Origin of the sequence: Arthrobacter sp. Hiyo1 (genome assembly GCF_001263615.2) — a bacterium.
In the GTDB taxonomy this organism is placed as follows: Bacteria; Actinomycetota; Actinomycetes; order Actinomycetales; family Micrococcaceae; genus Arthrobacter.
Window position 1 is genome coordinate 39,184 of record NZ_DF952474.1, and the last position, 2,458, is coordinate 41,641.

The 2,458-nt window shown below is 63.7% G+C and carries 1 protein-coding gene and 2 pseudogenes; 1 reads left to right on the forward strand and 2 read right to left on the reverse strand.

The window, feature by feature from the left end:
- Positions 1-831, reverse strand: a pseudogene (locus AHiyo1_RS17580) (ABC transporter ATP-binding protein); the annotation flags it as partial.
- Positions 828-1,559 (reverse strand): IclR family transcriptional regulator, encoded by a 732-nt coding sequence (locus AHiyo1_RS17585; protein ID WP_059389396.1) that lies wholly within the window; start codon positions 1,557-1,559, stop codon positions 828-830. The pseudogene AHiyo1_RS17580 and the gene AHiyo1_RS17585, both read right to left, overlap by 4 nt.
- Before the next feature lie 201 nt (positions 1,560-1,760).
- Between AHiyo1_RS17585 and AHiyo1_RS17590 the strand changes: the two are divergent.
- A pseudogene (locus AHiyo1_RS17590) lies at positions 1,761-2,458 on the forward strand (M20/M25/M40 family metallo-hydrolase); the annotation flags it as partial.

Here is a 2,458-nt window from a genome sequence, read left to right on the forward strand (position 1 = left end):
CCGTGGCCTTGCTCTGGGCCTCGGCGGCAGATGCGCCGAGGGTGACCACGGCTTCTTCGGAAACGGCAACCGTGCCGGCCGCGTTGGTGAAGCCGAGGGAACGGTAGCCACGGTCACGTCCCACGAAGTCGGCCACGAATTCGTCAGCCGGGGACGTCAGCAGCTCCGACGGCGTGGCCATCTGGGCGAGTTTTCCGCCGACACGCATCACGCAACCTGGTCGCCGAGCTTGAGGGCCTCATCGATGTCGTGGGTGACCATGATGATGGTCTTGCCGATCTCGCGCTGCAGCCGGAGGAACTCCTCCTGGAGCTGTGCGCGGACCACGGGGTCAACGGCACTGAAGGGTTCGTCCATGAGCATGAAGGCCGGATCCGAAGCCAAAGCCCGGGCCACGCCCACGCGCTGCTGCTGTCCACCGGACAGTTGCCACGGGTAGCGCTTGGCGAAGCTCGCGGGGAGTCCGACGCGCTCCATGAGCTCGAGGGCTTTCATACGGGCCTTTTGCCTGCTCTCGCCGAGCAGCACGGGCATCGTTGCCACGTTGTCGACGATAGTGCGGTGCGGAAAGAGGCCGGCGTGCTGGATGACGTAGCCGATCCGGCGGCGCAGCAACGCAGCGTCCATGCCCGACGTCGGCTGGTCATCGAGGTAGATGGTGCCGCTGGTGGGTTCGATGAGGCGGTTGATCATCCTGAGGGACGTGGTCTTGCCACAGCCGGACGGGCCAACCAAGATGGTCAGCTTGCCGGTGGGCGCCTCGAGGTTCAGGCCGTCGACGGCGACCGTCCCGTCCGGGTACGCCTTGGTGACATTTTCAAACTTGATCATTTCTTTTCCATGCTTTCCTGGGGCACTTCATGGTCTCCGGAGGGTTCCACGAGGATGTTGTTCGCCACCCTCGCCAGTTCCTCGCCAAATGTCTGGGCCTTCGCCTCGCCCAAGCGGTAGCTCGGTGCGACGATGCTGAGGGCTGCCACGGTGCGGCCGCCGATCACGATGGGTGCGGCGACGGCCGTAATGTCGTCTTCTACGCCGCTTCGCACGATGGCGAAGCCGCGACCGTTCTGCCCGCCAGTCAGGACCTTCCCGGCGGCGGATCCTTCCAGCGGAATGCTCCTGCCGACCCAACTGGTGTGCCGGACAGAGTGCGTACCTTCGACAATGGCGATGTAGATTCCGGTTTCCCCAGGACCAGGAATGCTCAAATAGCAGGACTCGCCCGTGTCGGCCACCAGCCTCTTCATATGCGGTGTGCACAGAGACACGAGGGATTCCTGTCCGAGCGCGAGTGCTCCCAACTGGATGACACTGGCGCCGGGCCGGAAGTTTCCGCTCGGGTCCCGCTTCACGAATCCGCTGCCCTCCAGTGTGCGGAGGAGCCGGAGTGCGGTGCTGGCCGACAAGTCAACAACGCGTGCGGCGTCGCTCAAGCTGATGGCGCCATCGGTACAGACCGCGCTCAGGAGGGCCAACGCCCTTTCGACCGTCCGGGTGGAAGAGTCTGCTGCCACTGGCTGACCTGCTTTCAAGTGGTCTGAATCACCATGTCTTGCCACTTAGTAAAAATCAACTTTCATCGAATGGCAATAGATTTCGAGAAATTACCTGAGATTCCGGGATTTGAGACGCTCAGTGGGAACAAGCCGTTTCGGCGGTGTTTCAGGCCTGTTAATTGTCATGCTTCTACGCTTAAGGTCTTGTCATTGGGTGACATGTGGTTTTTACTTGGTGGCAGTCTTCATTAATCGGAGGAACACGTGGAAACCGTCAATCAGCTCCTTGACTCAATCAAGGACGTGGGCCGCGATGCGGTTCGCGGAGGATACTCCAGGGCCGTCTACTCGACACCCGAGCTCGACCTCAGGCACTGGTTCATCGAACAGGCCCAGCAGCGCGGCCTCGGCGTCGAGACCGACCGCAACGGCATTATCTGGGCCTGGTGGGGAAAGCCCCAGGACGGTGCGCTCGTTACCGGCAGCCACCTCGATTCCGTCCCGGGCGGGGGGCGCCTTTGACGGGCCGCTTGGCGTCGCGTCCGCACTCGCCGCCGTCGACGTTCTTGCCTCTCGAGGCGTCAAGCCGAAGCGTTCGCTGGCCATCACGGTCTTCCCGGAAGAAGAAGGATCCCGCTTTGGCGTGGCCTGCTTGGGCTCGCGGCTCCTGGCCGGCGCCATCGACGTCGACAAGGCGCTGAACCTGCGCGACGTCGACGGCGACACTTTCGCCGACGTCGCCCGGAGCAATGGCCTGGATCCCCGGCACGTGGTCCCGACCGGAAGCATGGCGCGAATCGGCGACTTCGTCGAACTGCATGTGGAACAGGGGAAGGGACTCGGCCAAAGCGGGCCGGCCATCGCCGTCGGCAGCTCCATCCTGGGCCACGGCCGCTGGAAGCTGAGCGTCAGCGGCCAAGGCAACCACGCCGGGACCACCCTCATGGCCGACCGCGCCGACC